We start from the raw sequence: 13,461 nt of genomic DNA, 5'->3' as shown, positions 1-13,461 counted from the left end.
CCACTCTTCGAGTGCTCCCCCTCCCCGAGCAAGCTCGGGGAGGAACTGCGTCAACTATGGATGGCCACGTAGTTCAGGAAAGCCGCCATCCAGCCGCCGAGGAAATCGGCCGACTGCGCGCCCACGGTGCCGTCCTCGTTCAGCAGCCCGTCCTTCCACTGCAGGAACGCCTCGGGCGCGCCGAGCGTCGGCATGTCGAGATAGGCCAGCACGTTGCGCAAGTGCTGCTGCGCCAGCGCCGTCCCGATCGCGCCCACCGACACGCCGATCACACCCGCAGGCTTGCCCGCCCAGGCGCTCTGCCCATAAGGCCGCGAGGCATTGTCGATCGCGTTCTTGAGTACGCCCGGCATCGAGCGGTTGTATTCGGGCGTCACGAACATCACCCCGTCCGAACCCGAAATCAGCGCCTTCAACGCCTTGACGCTTTCGGCCTGGTCATCGTCGTCGTCCTGATCGTAGAGCGGCAGCGCGCCAATGTCGGCGAAGGTGAAATCATGCCCCTCGGCGGCGGGCAGGCGGATCAGCGCCTCGGCCAGCTTGCGGTTGAACGATTCGGCGCGCAGGCTGCCGACGACGACGGCGATCTTGGACATGGCTGTCTCCTCTTGCGGATGCGCCGGGTATCCACCCGCAGCATGTCAGGAGCAAGACCCCGTCAGTGGCCTGTCGGTCAGTGGATCGAGATGATCCCGTCCACCGCGCGCCATTCCTGCGGCCCGATCAGATGATTGTGGGCGATCCGTACCGAATGAAGCGGCCCCTCGATCTCGCGCGTCCAATAGTCGAGGAAATCGCGCAGCACCGGAAAGCGCGGCGCCACGTCGTATTGCTGGAAAGCGAAGAGCTGCAGGAACCGGGGATGGTCGGGCAGGAAATAGTGGATCTCGACAGTCGTGAGGCCATAGCCCTCAAGCTGCCTGAGGAAATCCGCGGAAGCGCGGAAATCCGACGATGCTCCAACCGGTAGACCAGCCATAGCCCTCCTTCCGGCACCGCTACCTTGTGGTGCAGCACGGAGAGGATGACACAATGGTTACAGCCGTCAAGTCACTGCGAAGGGCGGAAAATTCCGGAGATGATGGGCCGCCGGCGACGTGTGCCTCTCAGACCGTCTGCGCCACCGCCGAAGCGCACTTCTCCGTCGTTTCCTTCGATCCGCCGCCGAGCAGCGAGACGGCGAGGAACCCGGCGATGATCAGCACCACGAAGCCCACCGTCACCTTGCCCAGATGCTTGTCGATCACCGCCTTGATCGGCGCACCGAACAGGCGGAACAGCACGCCCACGATCATGAAACTGATCGAGCGCGAGACGATCGAGGCACCCACGAACACCAGCAGGTTCATGCCGATGAAGCCCGCCGTGATCGTCAGCAGCTTGAACGGGATCGGCGTCGCGCCCTTCACGATGATGATCTCGGCGCCGTAATCGCGTAGATAGCAGGCGGCCTTGGGGAAGCTCTCCGACAAGTGCAGCGCGTGCAGCAGCGCTTCGCCGAAAGCGGCATAGGCGAAGTGGCCGATCGCATAGCCCAGCAATCCGCCCGCCACCGATGCCACCGTGGCGATCGCGGCATAGCGAATCGCCTTCTTCGGCTCGGCCAGGCACATCAGGCCCAGCAGCGGGTGCGGCGGGACAGGGAAAAAGCTCGCCTCCATGAAGGCGAAAGCGGCCAGCCACCAGCCGGCATGGCGGTGCGAGGCCTTGGCCATGGTCCATTCGTAGAGGCCGCGCAGCATTCGAGAATTCCCCCCGGGAGACAGTCGGCACCCTGATCAGGGCGCGATGATAGGATCCAACCACCCCTCGTCATTGCGAGCGAAGCGAAGCAATCAAGGGCAGTGCAGAACGCCCTTGATTGCTTCGCTTCGCTCGCAATGACGAGTTCGCGGTAAAGTTATCGTGATCTAGAAGCCGCGCTGCATCGCGGCAAGCATCAACACGAAAACCAATTTGGTTATTTTTGTTGACATTGTTCCACCATTTGGGTACATAACAGGAACAACGCAGACACCCCCGAGTCGTCCCGCCGCTCTCTCCGGTTCGCGGACGTGCCCGCCTCTCCAGTACAGGATCCCCCCCATGGTCGAGCCGAAGCAGGCTTCGCCCGGCGCGAAGACGCGCCGTCCGCGAACCAAGATCAGCGCCGCATTAATGGAAGAGGAAGAGGGCGACCTCAACAAGCACTGGCGCAAGTATTTCCTTGCCGCGCTGGCCGAAACCTCGAACGTCACCGCCGCGGCCGCCATCGCCGGTGCTCACCCCAGCCGTGCCTACAAGGTGCGCCGGCTGGACCCGGAGTTCGCCCGCAAGTGGCAGACCGCGCTGCTCGAAGGCTACCAGAACCTCGAACTCGAAGTGCTCTACCGCCTGCGCTTCGGCGAGGCCAAGGATGGCGCGGTCAAGTTCGACAACGCCAATGCCCTGCGCCTGCTCGGCCTCCACCGCGAGAACGTGGCGCGCGAAAGGGCAATGCGTGAAAACGAAGACGTCGCGGTCGTGCGCGCCGCCATCGACGCCAAGCTGGAACAGCTGCGCCGCCAGGTCGTCGCCCGCCGCAGCGCGGAGACGAAGGACGCCGCGAATGGCTGATTACGACTGGCTGCGCGAGGCGACCGAAGCCGAGATCGAGGCGCATATCGCCGCGCTCGATCCGGAGCATCGCCGCGAATGGACGTGGCACTGGAATGTCTGGGCGCGCCCTGAACAACGACCGCCCGCAAGCGACTGGCGCTTATGGCTGGTCATGGCCGGGCGCGGCTTCGGCAAGACCCGATGCGGCGCCGAATGGACCTCCTCGATCGCCGAGGCCGAGCCCACCGCGCGCATCGCCCTCGTCGCCGCAAACCTCACCGAAGCCCGCGCCGTCATGGTCGAGGGCGAGAGCGGGCTGCTCAATGTCGGTGCGCCGTGGCGGCGGCCGGTGTTCGAGCCCTCGCTGCGCCGCCTCACATGGCCGAACGGCGCGCAGGCCACGCTCTATTCCGCCGCCGAGCCCGAATCGCTGCGCGGCCCCCAGCACAGCCATGCGTGGTGCGACGAGATCGCCAAGTGGGACAACGCCTCCGCCCGCGCCACGAGCGCATGGGACAACCTGATGATGGGCCTGCGCCTCGGCACCGACTGCCGCGTGGTCGCCACCACCACGCCGCGCAGCGTACCGCTGGTGACACGGCTGATCGCGGCCGAGCGCGTCACGGTGACGCAGGGCAGCACGTTCGACAACGCCGCCAACCTGCCCGCGCAATTCCTCGACGCGATGCGCGGGACGTACGGCGGCACCCTGCTCGGAAGGCAGGAACTGGACGGCGAACTCATCGCCGACGTCGAAGGCGCGCTGTGGTCGCGCGCCTTGCTGGAAACCTGCCGCGTCGACGCCGCGCCCGAACTGATGCGTGTGGTCGTGGCCGTCGATCCCCCCGCTTCGGCCGGGGGAGACGCCTGCGGCATCGTCGTCGCCGGGCTTGCGGCGGACGGCACCGCGCACGTCCTCGCCGATGCCTCGGTCGAGAAAGCCGGGCCGGAACGCTGGGCCCGCACCGTGGCCGCCACCGCCGAAGCCTGGAACGCCGACCGCGTCGTCGCCGAAGCGAACCAGGGCGGCGCGATGGTCGCCTCGGTGCTGCGTGCGGCGCAAGTGTCGCTGCCGCTCAAGCTGGTGCACGCCAGCCGGGGCAAGGCGGCACGGGCCGAACCGGTCGCGGCCTTGTACGAAGCAGGCCGGGTCCGCCACACCGGGACTTTCGCGGCACTGGAAGACCAGATGTGCGGGCTGCTGGCAGGCGGCGGCTATCAGGGACCGGGGCGCTCTCCCGACCGGGCCGACGCTCTGGTCTGGGCCTTGAGCGAACTGATGCTCGGGAAGGTTTCAGATCCGAAAGTGCGAATTGCCTGAAGAAAAACGCAGGGGAGCATAGCCCCCCTGCACCCCCATTACCGTCGAGGTTCCGCGCGCCGCCTCGTCCCGCGCCCACCGTGAGCCGGGAGACATAGCCTGCGGCGCCATCTGGGCTGAGGCCGCTACGCGCACGACGACGACAGTTCCGGGGTCTGGGGCAATGGCCCCAGGACTTCCCTTCCCTGATTTCCCTCTTCGAAAGGAACCCTCTCCCGTGTCCTTCCTCGAATCGCTCGTCGCCGCTTTCAAAGGCGCAAGTGACCGACCTGTGCTCGCGCGCGGATCGGCATCGCCGTGGTTCTTCAACCAGTGTGGCGGCGAGCGTACTCCGTTCGACTACAATCACGCGGTACGCCGTGCCTATCTCGAAAACCCGGTCGCCCAGCGTGCTGTGCGGTTGGTGGCCGAGGGAATCGGCGGTGCTCCTTTGCTGAAGACCGATGCGGTGCTGGCCGCGCTCGTCACCGACACCAGCGCCGGGCAGTCGCTGCTGGAGACGCTCGCCTCGCAGCTGCTGCTTCATGGCAATGCCTATGTGCAGGTCATGAAGGACGCGCGCGGTCGCCCGGTCGAACTGTTCGCGCTGCGGCCCGAGCGGGTCAGCGTGGTCGCGGGCGAGGACGGCTGGCCTGCCGCCTATGCCTATGAAGTCGCGGGGCGGCGCCTGTCGATCCCGCTGCTGGACGAGGATGCCTCGCCCAACATGATCCACATCCGCCACTTTCATCCGGGCGACGATCACTACGGCGCCGGGTGCCTGTGCGCGGCGGACGAGGCGGTGGCCACGCACAACGCGGCCTCGGCGTGGAACCGGCAGTTGCTGGAGAACGCGGCGCGGCCCTCAGGCGCGCTGGTCTACGAAGGCCCGGACGGCGCCGCGTTGACGGCTGAGCAGTTCGACCGCCTCAAGGCCGAGCTCACCGCTGCCTATGCCGGGATGGCGAACGCCGGGCGGCCGATGCTGCTGGAGGGCGGACTCAGTTGGCAGGCGATGGCGATGACCCCCGCCGACATGGACTTCGCCACCCTCAAGGCCGCTGCTGCCCGGGATATCGCGCTCGCCTTCGGGGTGCCGCCGATGCTGCTCGGCCTGCCGGGCGATGCGACCTACAACAATTACCGCGAGGCCAACCGCGCCTTGTGGCGGCTTACCCTGCTGCCGCTGGCGTCAAAGATCTTCGCCGCGCTGGGCGAGGGCCTTGCCCCGTGGTTCCCCGGTGCTGCGCTCGCGATCGACCTCGACCGCGTCCCCGCGCTGGCCGAGGACCGCGAGCGGCTATGGTCGCAGGTGAGCGCCGCCGATTTCCTCGGCCCGTCCGAGAAGCGCCGCCTTCTGGGCCTTGAAGAAGGGAACAAATCATGAACTCCAACGATATGCTGGCCGGACTGCTTGCGCAGGCAGCCTCCGAGGGGAGCGACCTCGTCACCCTGCGCGCGGTGGTGGAGGAGGCGAGCGAACTGGGCGCGAAACGCATGCTCGCGCGCATCGGCCTGGGCGACGCCACCGCCCCGCAGGACGTCAGCGAACTGCGCGAACTGCTGCAGGCCTGGCGCGACGCCAAGTCGAGCGCGCGCCGCACGGTGCTCAGCTGGGTCATGCGCGGCGCCCTCGCCCTGCTGCTGCTGGGCCTGACCGTGCGGCTGGGTGCGACGGAGCTGCTGCGATGATGCGTTTCGCCGGTTACGCCGCCCTGTTCGGCCAGCCCGACGCCGGGCGCGACACCATCCGCGCGGGCGCCTTCGCCCGCTCGCTGGCCGAGCGCCGCGATCCGATCCCGCTCTACTGGCAGCACCGCCCGGATCTGCGCATCGGCTGGGTCGAAACCGCCGCCGAGGACGCGCGCGGCCTGCGCGTGGTCGCCGCTATCGACAACCCGGACGGCGCGGCGGGCCTTGCCCTCAAGCGCGGCTCGGTCACCGGCCTCTCGTTCGGCTACCGCGCCCGCGCCAGCCGCCGCTCCGATGCGGGCCGCGAACTGCTCGACGTGGAGCTGTTCGAGGTGAGCCTCGTCACCCACCCGATGCAGCACGGCGCGCGGGTGCATCTCATCGCCTGAATCAAGTTCCCCACTACAGAAAGGTGCCTACCCCATGGAATCCACTGCTCCCGTCGAGGCGATCGACGCCTCGTTCGACCTGGTCGCGCGCCAGGATGCCACCGACGCCGCCGTCACCGCGCTTCGCACCGACGTCGACGACGTGAAGGCTCGCCTCGACCGCGTCTCGCGCGCTGCCTCGCGGCCGCTGATCGAGGGCATGGGCGCCGCGCCCTCGCTGGAAGTGAAGAGCTTCGTGCAGGGCTACCTGCGCTCGGGCCGCGAGACGGAACTCAAGTCGCTCTCCGGCGCGGCCCTGGCCGACGGCGGCTATGCCGTCCCGCGTGAGATCGACGCGCTGATCTCGGCCCGCCTCAAGAACATCAGCCCGATCCGCGCGATCGCGCAGGTCGTGCAGACCAGCACGGCGGGCTACCGCAAGCTCATCACCACTGGCCCCGCCGCCTCGGGCTGGGTGAGCGAGACCGCGACGCGCCAGTGGCCGAACGCGAGCAGTCATGGGCGCGGCATTGTCGACCCTGCCCCCCTGCGATCCACTGCTCCTCGATCGCGGCAGCCAGCTTGAAGTCCAGCTCATCGATCCAGCTATGCAACTGGCGAGCATCGATACGTCCCTTCTCGGCGAGGGTGCGAACCTGGCGCTCGTCGGCGAGGAAATCGTCCAGTTCCTGTTCGCGACGCCGCTCGGCCAAGGGCGCTGGCGGCTCGAAGGCCTGCTGCGCGGCCGTGGCGGCACCGAACACGCCATCGCGTCCCATGCTGAAGGAGAGGCATTCGTAATGATGGTTTCCGGACTGGCTGCTGTCGATACAGGAATGCTCGGCTCCTCTCCAAACCGGCAGGTCTTTGCCCTCGGGCGCGAGGATGCCGAACCGGTGGCTTCCCCAGTCCATCTCGCAGGCATCACCCTGCGCCCGCTTTCACCCGCCCATGGCCGGCGTATCATCTCGACCGACGGTTCATGGACGTTCACGTGGGCGCGCCGGGCACGCGGCGGCTGGTCATGGCGGGATGGCGTGGACGTGCCACTCGTCGAAGAGGCCGAACGCTACCTCGTGACCCTCGGGCCGCTCGATGCTCCCATAGCTTTTTGGACGACCGAAACACCGGAAATCCGCATCGAGGCGGCAGTCCTCGCCCGTTATTCCTCCAAAGCCGGCGCGATGTTCCAAGTTCGTCAACAGGGTACGCATGCGCTCTCGCTTCCCCTTTCGCTCGCCCCCCTGGCCTGAACCGCTGCTCCCCGATCGACCTCACGGAGAACCTCCATGCCCGAACAGCTGAATTTCGCCGATGCCAGCCCGCGTTTCGCCCTCCCCCTGCTTCATGCCGGTCAGGCGCAGAAAGAGATCTTCGTCAACGAAGCTCTCATGCTGAGTGATGCATTGATGCACTGCCTGGTGCTCGGCGAAGCAGACGCTCCACCGGAAAACCCCGTAGAAAACGACGCCTGGATAGTTGCTCAGGACGCAATCGGCGCGTGGGCGGGCCAAGAAGACTCCGTTGCGTTGCGTCGCGGCGCAGGCTGGGCGTTCGTCACACCTCGCGACGGCTTACGCGTTTTCGATGCATCACGCGGCGCCGAGATGCTGTTTTTCGGTTTCTGGAGAAAAGCTTCGCTCCCCGTGGAACCACTTGGAGGGACGAGTGTTGATGGGGAGGCTCGGACCGCGATCAGCGATCTGGTCTCGGCTCTCCAAGCCTTGGGTATTCTACCTTCGGATTGACGGGTGCAAGGAAACAGGGGTTTCAGGGGTGTTGCAGATTCTGGATAGTGAGGGCGCAACCACCTCCCAAGCCCCCGCAAACGCGACAAATTTGCAACAGTCGCGTTTAATGTGCGCTTGCACACGTAAAGCCAAGGGGTTAGACACTCTCGCACTCGGTGGCTCCAAATCTCTTTGTAGGGGAAACGTATGAGGAAACTCGTCCTTGGACTGGCGCTGGCTTCGACCGCCTTCGCCACTCCCGCGCTGGCGCGCGACAAGTCGTGGTATCTTGAACTCGATTTCGGCGGCATGATCGTCGAAGACGCTGACACTGTCGTCGACGGTACCAGCACCACGATCGACTTCAAGAAGGGCTTCGACGGCGGCGGCGTGCTCGGTTACGACTTCGGTCCGTTCCGTCTCGAAACCGAAGCCAGCTATCGCCAGGCTGCGATCAAGAACTCCGGCGGTGCTGACGTCAGCAACCTGTCGTTCATGGTCAACGGCCTTCTGGACTTCGGTCCGGACGACGGCCTTCAGGGCTTCGTCGGCGGCGGTGCCGGTGTCGCTCGCGTCCACGCTGACGTGATCGACGATTCGGACAGCGGCTTCGCATGGCAGGCAATCGCGGGCATCCGTGCTCCGATCAGCTCGCACTGGGATGTGGGTCTGAAGTATCGCTTCATGAACGTGTCGAACGTCGACCTGGTCGGCCCGGCCGGCGAGAACATCAGCACCCGCTGGCGTTCGCACTCGCTGCTCGGCACCCTGGCGTACAACTTCGGCGAACCGGCTGCTCCGCCGCCGCCCCCGCCGCCCCCGCCGCCGCCCCCGCCGCCGCCGCCTCCGCCCCCGCCGCCGGCTCCGGTCTGCAACAAGGGTCCGTACATCGTGTTCTTCGACTGGGATAAGTCGGACATCACGCCGGAAGCTTCGACCATTCTCGACAGCGCCGTCAGCGCCTACGCGAACTGCGACAGCGTGCCGATCATGCTGGCCGGCTACACCGACCGTTCGGGTACGCCGAAGTACAACATGGGCCTGTCGGAGCGTCGTAACGCTTCGGTCCGTTCGTACCTGACCAGCCACGGCATCCCCGACGGCTCGATCTCGAGCCAGGCGTTCGGTGAAGCCAACCCGCGCGTTCCGACTGCGGACGGCGTGCGCGAGCTTCAGAACCGTCGCGTCGAAATCACTTACGGTCCGGGTTCGGGCATGTAAGCGACCGGCAACGGCACAAGATCGGGGGGTCGGAGCAATCCGGCCCCCTTTTCTTTTGCCCGCGTTACGCGAGCCGCCTTCCAGACACGAAAAAGCCCGGCAAGATCGCTCGCCGGGCTTTCTTTTGTACGGGGCTTGAAGATCAGGCCGCGTAAGGCGTCGGATCGGTGAGCCCGGCTTCCTCGAAGCCACCCTTGCGCAGGCGGCAACTGTCGCACAGACCACAAGCACGCCCGTCAGGCTGGGGGTCGTAGCACGACCAGCTCATGCCGGGATTGAGCCCCAGACGGTCCGTCTCCCGGGCGATGTCAGCCTTGCTCATGAACTGGAGCGGCGCATGGATGCGCAGCGTCTGCCCCTCATCCCCGGCCTTGGTCGCCAGCGTGGCGATGTTCTCGAATGCCGAGATGAATTCGGGGCGGCAATCGGGGTAGCCCGAGTAGTCCAGCGCGTTGACGCCGATGAAGATGTCGTTGGCGCCGATCGCCTCCGCCCAGGCCAGCGTCAGCGACAGGAACACGAGGTTGCGCGCGGGCACGTAAGTGACCGGAATGTCCTCGCCGACACCGTCCTTGGGCACGGCGATGTCGGCGGTCAGCGCCGAGCCGCCGAAGCGCCGCAGATCGAGCGGCAGCACGACATGGCGCTGCGCCCCGACGAAGCTGGCGATCTCGGCCGCCGCGTCCAGTTCGCGCCGGTGCCGCTGGTTGTAGTCGATGGTCAGCGCATTGACCGCAAAGCCGCGTTCACGCGCGATACCGGCACAGACCATGGAATCGAGGCCGCCGGAAAGCAGCACCACGGCTTGCGGAGCAGCCGAGCCCGGCTGCGGGGTTGTCTCTTCATGCATGACTGCCCCGCTACGCCCCTGACGCCGCGACGACAACGATCAAATGCGCAAGGTCTTCGGCAGACTCAGCTGCGGCAATCGCCGGTGCGCCGCCCTTCGGCGGAAAACGCGAAAGGCAGGCCGTTGACGATGCCCTGGCTATCTATCTGCACCAGGCCATCGGTCTCGCGCCGGATCTGAGTGCGGCCATAGCCCTGTCCGCGACAGGTGTACTGCACGGTGACCTGATCGGCCTTGTCCTCGACCACGACGGTGCTGCACGGCGCGCCCGGATGGCGCAGCTGGATCAGCCGACGTCCACTGTCGAGGCAGATGTTGCGCACCGGACCACCGCGCTCGCGCAGTTCCCAGCCTCCGTGCGCCAGTGCATCGAGCATGCCCAGAGACTGCTGCTGCGCATAAGCCGGCAGCGCAGCCGCAACGCAGGCCACTAGCCCAAAAACCACAAGAGAAGACTTCGAAAACATTCCGTCGCACCCTGAAAACGTCCCGCCGCTTACAACATCGGCAGGGGCGCCCCGGATTTCAAGTCACCCATAGGTGTGGCGAGAGTATGACGCTCGCTTGTGCTACTCAGGCCGGGACGCGCAGAACCTTGGAACAGAACGCGCAATCGACCGGGATGTGCCCATCGTCGTCGCGCATGTCCTCCAGCTGATCCTCGGGGAACTTGGACAGAATCGAGAGATAATGCTCGACAGTGCAACGGCAGCCACGGCTCAGCGGCAGCAGCGGCTCGACGCGCACTTCGCTTTCCTCGTGGAACAGGCGCCACGCCAGTTCCTCCAGCGTCAGCACCGGATCGACCAGTTCGGCGGCCTGCACCGTTCCCGACAGGATCGCGACATGCTCCCAGTCCGGATGGTCTTCCTTGACGTGCAGGCGTTCACGGCCTTCCTCGCCGTCGGGGAAGTGCTGCACGAGCATGCCGCCCGCCACGCAGCGCGGCCCGTTCGAGCGGACCGCGATACGGATCAGCGTCGGCAGCTGCTCCGACTGCGCGAAATAGCTCTCGCAGGCATGCGCCAGCGACGCGCCCTCCAGCGGTACGATGCCCTGATAGCGTTCACCGCTTGTCGCCAGATCGAAGGTGATCGCCAGGAAGCCCTTGCCAAACATCGTCTCGAGCGAGCAGTCCTCCTCCAGCGCCACGACCATCGCGGGATCGTGGCGCAAGTAGCCGCGCAGTTCCCCGTCGCGATAGTCGCAGACCAGCAGGTCCACCGCGCCGCCCTCGGCCTGCGCCTGGAACGTCAGCTGGGCGTTCTCGTCCTTGAGCAGCGAACCCATCAGCGCCGTCAGCACCAGCGCCTCGGCCAGCACATGCTTGACCACCTTGGGATAGTCGTGCGCCGAAAGCACCGTCTCAAGCACCGGGCCAAGCCGCACCATGCGCCCGCGCACGTGGCGCGCGGGCACAGTGAAGGCGAGCACCCGGTCGAAGCCGGTATCGTCGCGCAGCAGGTCGTCTTCGATCACAGCTTGCCCAGCGCCCAGAGCAGGACCGACTTCTGACCGTGGATGCGGTTCTCGGCTTCGTCCCACACCGCCGACTGCGGACCGTCCATGACCTCGTCGGTCACTTCCTCATTGCGGTGCGCGGGCAGGCAGTGGAGGAAGGTCGCCTCGGGGCGGGCGGCGGCCATCAACGCGGCATTGACCTGGTAGGGCTGCATCGCGGCGATATGCACGTCGCCGCCCGGCTGGCCCATCGAGACCCAGGTGTCGGTGACCACGACCTGCGCCCCAGCCACAGCCTTGCGCGGGTCGTTGGTGAGGATGACTTCGCCCCCGGCCTCGCGGCAGCGCGCGATGAAACCGGCGTCCGGCTCGTAGCCCGCCGGGCCGCCGATGCGGATGGTGAACTTCATCAGCCCCGCCGCCTCGATCAGCGAGTTGGCGACATTGTTGCCGTCGCCCAGCCACGCGAGCTGGAGGCCAGGCAGCGCATGGCCGTGCTCCACGATCGTCAGCAGGTCGGCGACGATCTGGCACGGGTGCGACAGGTCGGTCAGGCCGTTGATGACGGGGACGTCGGCGTAATGCGCCAGTTCCTCGATCTTGGCGTGGTCGTCGGTGCGAATCATGATCGCGTCGACCATGCGGCTGAGAACGCGGGCGGTGTCAGCGATCGATTCGCCGCGACCGATCTGCGTGGAACCTGCCTCCAGGATCAGCGCCGAGCCGCCAAGCTGGCGCATCGCCATGTCGAACGAGACGCGGGTGCGGGTGGAGTTCTTCTCGAAGATCATCGCGAGCGTGTGCCCGGCAAGCGGCGCATCGGCGTCGGCACGGCCCTTGGCCCAGCCCGCACGCGCCGCCTTCCGGTCGATCGCGTCGTTGATCATGGCGGCGAGAGTATCACCGCCCGCATCGGACAGACTCAGGAAATCCTTCATCACACGCTCGCTTCGATCTTGTAGTCCGCCGCTGCGGCGGAGAGCTTTTCCATGAACTCGTCGATGTGGCTGTCATCGATGACGAGCGGGGGCAGCACGCGCACCACGTTGTCGCCCGCCGAGACGGTGAGCAGCCCGTGATTGTCGCGCATGTGCGCCACGAAAGCGCGCGGCTCGACCTTCATCTTGAGGCCGATGAACAGGCCGCGCCCGCGCACCAGTTCGAAGAGATCGGGATAGTTGCCGATGAACTGTTCGAGGCGGGCCTTGATCCGCTCGCCCTTGGCGCGCACGTCCGCGAGGAAGGCCTCGTCCGGGATCACGTCGAGGATCGCGCCGATCGCCGCCATGGCGAAGGGGTTGCCGCCGTACGTCGAGCCATGCGTGCCCGCGACCATGCCGCGCGCCGCCTTCTCGGTGGCGAGGCAGGCGCCGACCGGGAAGCCGCCGCCGATGCCCTTGGCGGTCGCCATGATGTCCGGCTCGATGCCGTACTGCTCATAGGCGAAGAAAGTCCCGGCGCGGCCGACGCCGCTCTGCACTTCGTCGAGGATCAGCATGAGGTCATGCTCGTCGCACAGCGCGCGCAGGCCCTGCAGGAATTCGTCGGTGGCGATGCGGATGCCGCCTTCACCCTGGATCGGCTCGACCATGAAGCCCGCCGTGTTCGGACCGATCGCAGCCTTCGCAGCCTCCAGATCGTTGAATTCGACGTACTTGAAGCCGGGCAGCAGGGGCAGGAAGCCCTTGTGCATCTTCTCCTGGCTGGAAGCGCTGATCGTGGCCATCGTGCGGCCGTGGAAAGCCTGGTTGAAGGTGATCAGCTCGTACTTCTGGTCGTTGCCGACCGACTGGTGATAGGCGCGCGCGGTCTTCATCGCGCACTCTACCGCCTCGGCGCCCGAATTGGTGAAGAACACCGTGTCCGCGAACGTCAGGTCGACGAGACGCTTCGCCACGGCCTCACCCTGCGGACTGCCATAGAGGTTGGAGACGTGCATCAGCGTCTCGGCCTGCTTCTGGATCGCGCCGACGAGGCCGGGATGCGAATGGCCGAGCGCGTTCACCGCGATGCCGCTGGCGAAGTCGAGGAAACGGCGACCGTCCTCGCTGATGAGATGGCAGTGTTCGCCGCGAACGGGACGCACGCCGCACCGGGGATATACGGGCATCAGCGGGGTAATGGACATGTCGGCATTCCTTGCAGAATCGAGCCCCCAGAACGCGGGTCTTGGCGGGCCTTAGAGAAATCTCGCTTTGAAGATCGCAAACGACAAATGGCGGCCCTACCGGACCGCCATTTGCGCGCGTTTAGATGTTTGCA

General features: G+C 66.3%; 16 protein-coding genes and 1 pseudogene. 9 read left to right on the top strand and 8 right to left on the bottom strand.

Annotated elements, in window-relative coordinates:
* Nucleotides 1-50 precede the first annotated feature (50 nt).
* The 3 genes from QRN25_RS00290 to QRN25_RS00280 all read right to left on the bottom strand — a co-directional run bounded on the left by QRN25_RS00290 (nucleotide 51) and on the right by QRN25_RS00280 (nucleotide 1,742).
* Entirely contained in the window at nucleotides 51-596 is a 546-nt protein-coding gene (locus QRN25_RS00290; RefSeq protein ID WP_285016682.1) for an NADPH-dependent FMN reductase, read from the bottom strand.
* A 77-nt stretch (nucleotides 597-673) separates the two neighbouring features.
* Nucleotides 674-979, bottom strand: coding sequence for an usg protein (locus QRN25_RS00285; protein ID WP_271180815.1), 306 nt, complete (start codon nucleotides 977-979; stop codon nucleotides 674-676).
* Between the two features lie 127 nt (nucleotides 980-1,106).
* Nucleotides 1,107-1,742: a YqaA family protein gene (locus tag QRN25_RS00280; RefSeq protein WP_285016677.1), complete on the bottom strand. Its 636-nt coding sequence runs from the start codon at nucleotides 1,740-1,742 to the stop codon at nucleotides 1,107-1,109.
* A gap of 343 nt (nucleotides 1,743-2,085) precedes the next feature.
* Between QRN25_RS00280 and QRN25_RS00275 the strand changes: the two genes are divergently transcribed.
* From QRN25_RS00275 to QRN25_RS00235, 9 genes and pseudogenes are all read left to right on the top strand, one after another.
* Nucleotides 2,086-2,595: a hypothetical protein gene (locus tag QRN25_RS00275; protein WP_271180813.1), complete on the top strand. Its 510-nt coding sequence runs from the start codon at nucleotides 2,086-2,088 to the stop codon at nucleotides 2,593-2,595.
* Nucleotides 2,588-3,898: a DNA-packaging protein gene (locus QRN25_RS00270; RefSeq protein WP_285016673.1), complete on the top strand. Its 1,311-nt coding sequence runs from the start codon at nucleotides 2,588-2,590 to the stop codon at nucleotides 3,896-3,898. The genes QRN25_RS00275 and QRN25_RS00270 overlap by 8 nt, the downstream gene beginning before the upstream one ends.
* A gap of 217 nt (nucleotides 3,899-4,115) precedes the next feature.
* On the top strand, nucleotides 4,116-5,264 hold the full coding sequence (locus QRN25_RS00265) for a phage portal protein (RefSeq protein WP_285016670.1): 1,149 nt from the start codon (nucleotides 4,116-4,118) through the stop codon (nucleotides 5,262-5,264).
* Nucleotides 5,261-5,569, top strand: coding sequence for a DUF6127 family protein (locus QRN25_RS00260; RefSeq protein ID WP_285016668.1), 309 nt, complete (start codon nucleotides 5,261-5,263; stop codon nucleotides 5,567-5,569). Before QRN25_RS00265 ends, QRN25_RS00260 begins: the two co-directional genes overlap by 4 nt.
* Nucleotides 5,569-5,958: an HK97 family phage prohead protease gene (locus tag QRN25_RS00255; RefSeq protein WP_285016839.1), complete on the top strand. Its 390-nt coding sequence runs from the start codon at nucleotides 5,569-5,571 to the stop codon at nucleotides 5,956-5,958. Before QRN25_RS00260 ends, QRN25_RS00255 begins: the two co-directional genes overlap by 1 nt.
* Nucleotides 5,959-5,992: 34 nt before the next feature.
* A pseudogene (locus tag QRN25_RS00250) lies at nucleotides 5,993-6,433 on the top strand (phage major capsid protein); the annotation flags it as partial.
* Nucleotides 6,434-6,455: 22 nt separating this feature from the next.
* Nucleotides 6,456-7,190, top strand: a complete 735-nt coding sequence (locus tag QRN25_RS00245; RefSeq protein WP_285016665.1) for a GTA baseplate fiber-binding domain-containing protein — start codon at nucleotides 6,456-6,458, stop codon at nucleotides 7,188-7,190.
* A 36-nt stretch (nucleotides 7,191-7,226) separates the two neighbouring features.
* Nucleotides 7,227-7,685, top strand: coding sequence for a DUF2793 domain-containing protein (locus tag QRN25_RS00240; RefSeq protein WP_285016662.1), 459 nt, complete (start codon nucleotides 7,227-7,229; stop codon nucleotides 7,683-7,685).
* A gap of 189 nt (nucleotides 7,686-7,874) precedes the next feature.
* Nucleotides 7,875-8,888 carry an OmpA family protein gene (locus QRN25_RS00235; RefSeq protein ID WP_271180803.1) on the top strand — a complete coding sequence of 338 codons (1,014 nt, stop codon included), beginning with the start codon at nucleotides 7,875-7,877 and terminating at the stop codon, nucleotides 8,886-8,888.
* Between the two features lie 142 nt (nucleotides 8,889-9,030).
* Here the strand turns inward: QRN25_RS00235 and queC are convergent, their stop codons facing one another.
* The 5 genes from queC to QRN25_RS00210 form a co-directional block, all read right to left on the bottom strand.
* Nucleotides 9,031-9,738: a 7-cyano-7-deazaguanine synthase QueC gene (gene queC, locus QRN25_RS00230; RefSeq protein WP_285016658.1), complete on the bottom strand. Its 708-nt coding sequence runs from the start codon at nucleotides 9,736-9,738 to the stop codon at nucleotides 9,031-9,033.
* 65 nt (nucleotides 9,739-9,803) lie between these two features.
* Nucleotides 9,804-10,115: a DUF3617 domain-containing protein gene (locus tag QRN25_RS00225; RefSeq protein WP_008829064.1), complete on the bottom strand. Its 312-nt coding sequence runs from the start codon at nucleotides 10,113-10,115 to the stop codon at nucleotides 9,804-9,806.
* 196 nt (nucleotides 10,116-10,311) lie between these two features.
* Nucleotides 10,312-11,217 (bottom strand): Hsp33 family molecular chaperone HslO, encoded by a 906-nt coding sequence (hslO, locus tag QRN25_RS00220; RefSeq protein WP_285016653.1) that lies wholly within the window; start codon nucleotides 11,215-11,217, stop codon nucleotides 10,312-10,314.
* Nucleotides 11,214-12,137, bottom strand: coding sequence for an ornithine carbamoyltransferase (gene argF / locus QRN25_RS00215; protein WP_502910391.1), 924 nt, complete (start codon nucleotides 12,135-12,137; stop codon nucleotides 11,214-11,216). Before argF ends, hslO begins: the two co-directional genes overlap by 4 nt.
* Complete coding sequence (locus tag QRN25_RS00210; RefSeq protein ID WP_036529922.1) at nucleotides 12,137-13,327, bottom strand: aspartate aminotransferase family protein; 1,191 nt, start codon at nucleotides 13,325-13,327, stop codon at nucleotides 12,137-12,139. Before QRN25_RS00210 ends, argF begins: the two co-directional genes overlap by 1 nt.
* Nucleotides 13,328-13,461: the final 134 nt, after the last annotated feature.

Origin of the sequence: Novosphingobium sp. fls2-241-R2A-195 (assembly GCF_030209485.1) — a bacterium.
Classification (GTDB): domain Bacteria; phylum Pseudomonadota; class Alphaproteobacteria; order Sphingomonadales; family Sphingomonadaceae; genus Novosphingobium; species Novosphingobium resinovorum.
The sequence above is the reverse complement of the archived record's forward strand: the minus strand, read 5'-3'. Positions and strand labels throughout refer to the sequence as shown.

Bases quoted from the DNA above. Each gene is read 5' to 3' on its own strand.
- QRN25_RS00290 (WP_285016682.1), bottom strand. From the start codon at position 596: ATGTCCAAGATCGCCGTCGTCGTCGGCAGCCTGCGCGCCGAATCGTTC.
- QRN25_RS00285 (WP_271180815.1), bottom strand. From the start codon at position 979: ATGGCTGGTCTACCGGTTGGAGCATCGTCGGATTTCCGCGCTTCCGCG.
- QRN25_RS00280 (WP_285016677.1), bottom strand. From the start codon at position 1,742: ATGCTGCGCGGCCTCTACGAATGGACCATGGCCAAGGCCTCGCACCGC.
- QRN25_RS00275 (WP_271180813.1), top strand. From the start codon at position 2,086: ATGGTCGAGCCGAAGCAGGCTTCGCCCGGCGCGAAGACGCGCCGTCCG.
- QRN25_RS00270 (WP_285016673.1), top strand. From the start codon at position 2,588: ATGGCTGATTACGACTGGCTGCGCGAGGCGACCGAAGCCGAGATCGAG.
- QRN25_RS00260 (WP_285016668.1), top strand. From the start codon at position 5,261: ATGAACTCCAACGATATGCTGGCCGGACTGCTTGCGCAGGCAGCCTCC.
- QRN25_RS00255 (WP_285016839.1), top strand. From the start codon at position 5,569: ATGCGTTTCGCCGGTTACGCCGCCCTGTTCGGCCAGCCCGACGCCGGG.
- QRN25_RS00245 (WP_285016665.1), top strand. From the start codon at position 6,456: ATGGGCGCGGCATTGTCGACCCTGCCCCCCTGCGATCCACTGCTCCTC.
- QRN25_RS00240 (WP_285016662.1), top strand. From the start codon at position 7,227: ATGCCCGAACAGCTGAATTTCGCCGATGCCAGCCCGCGTTTCGCCCTC.
- QRN25_RS00235 (WP_271180803.1), top strand. From the start codon at position 7,875: ATGAGGAAACTCGTCCTTGGACTGGCGCTGGCTTCGACCGCCTTCGCC.
- queC (WP_285016658.1), bottom strand. From the start codon at position 9,738: ATGCATGAAGAGACAACCCCGCAGCCGGGCTCGGCTGCTCCGCAAGCC.
- QRN25_RS00225 (WP_008829064.1), bottom strand. From the start codon at position 10,115: ATGCTCGATGCACTGGCGCACGGAGGCTGGGAACTGCGCGAGCGCGGT.
- argF (WP_502910391.1), bottom strand. From the start codon at position 12,137: ATGAAGGATTTCCTGAGTCTGTCCGATGCGGGCGGTGATACTCTCGCC.
- QRN25_RS00210 (WP_036529922.1), bottom strand. From the start codon at position 13,327: ATGTCCATTACCCCGCTGATGCCCGTATATCCCCGGTGCGGCGTGCGT.